Here is a 691-nt window from a genome sequence, read left to right on the forward strand (position 1 = left end):
GATTTAGAAAAATACTTCGCAAACCAAAACTAACTCCATAGCATAAATTAGAAACTTCCTATAAAAACCTTTGGCTAATCCTTGTGATTAGCCTTTTTTATGCCGTTAATAATGCGGCGGCGGGGTTTCTTCTGCTTGGCTTGCAATGTTAGACGGTTGTAAATCTTTTAACTTCGCGGCTAAATGACGCAGTTGCAACTGCATTTTCTCTAGCATAAATTGTTGTTCCACCAAGGCTTGGTTTAATTCTTCAATGGCGTGTTCTTGGAATGCCACTTTTGTTTCTAATTCGGCAATTTGTTTTGCTTGCTCAAGTTGAATTTGCATAAATAATCCTTGGGTCTGTTGATAATTCATTATACATTTGAGCTGGAGGCTATTTTTTGTGAGAATAAGGCGAATGTGGTGAAATTTAGTTATTCTAAACGAGCCACATTCAACGCAGTTATCACGAAAAATAGCCCCAGCCCTTCGGGTTAGGTTTAAAATTAGCGCACTCTTTGTTGCACTTCTCATTAAGAGAGCCACTCTTAGTTTCGAAGTGCGCCGCGATTGCGCTAATTTTAAACGATAACTCAAATGTACAATGAATTATCAATAGACCCTAAATAATGGTTGTTAAATTGCTCAAGACAATTTAACCTATCAAACATTCCGACTCATTATAAAGGATGATAAACAATGTTAAAAA

At 36.6% G+C, this 691-nt stretch carries 1 protein-coding gene and 1 pseudogene (1 of these 2 running past the window's edge); one reads left to right on the plus strand and one right to left on the minus strand.

Annotation, left to right across the window (positions count from 1 at the left end):
* Positions 1 to 33 (plus strand): annotated as a pseudogene (locus C3Z13_RS06780) (glutathione peroxidase); it begins 707 nt to the left of the window's first position.
* Between the two features lie 72 nt (positions 34 to 105).
* Here C3Z13_RS06780 and C3Z13_RS06785 read toward each other — a convergent pair.
* Positions 106 to 327 (minus strand): SlyX family protein, encoded by a 222-nt coding sequence (locus C3Z13_RS06785; RefSeq protein ID WP_103853504.1) that lies wholly within the window; start codon positions 325 to 327, stop codon positions 106 to 108.
* Between the last annotated feature and the right edge of the window lie 364 nt (positions 328 to 691).

The sequence above is a fragment of the Avibacterium endocarditidis genome, from assembly GCF_002921145.1.
GTDB lineage: Bacteria > Pseudomonadota > Gammaproteobacteria > Enterobacterales > Pasteurellaceae > Avibacterium > Avibacterium endocarditidis.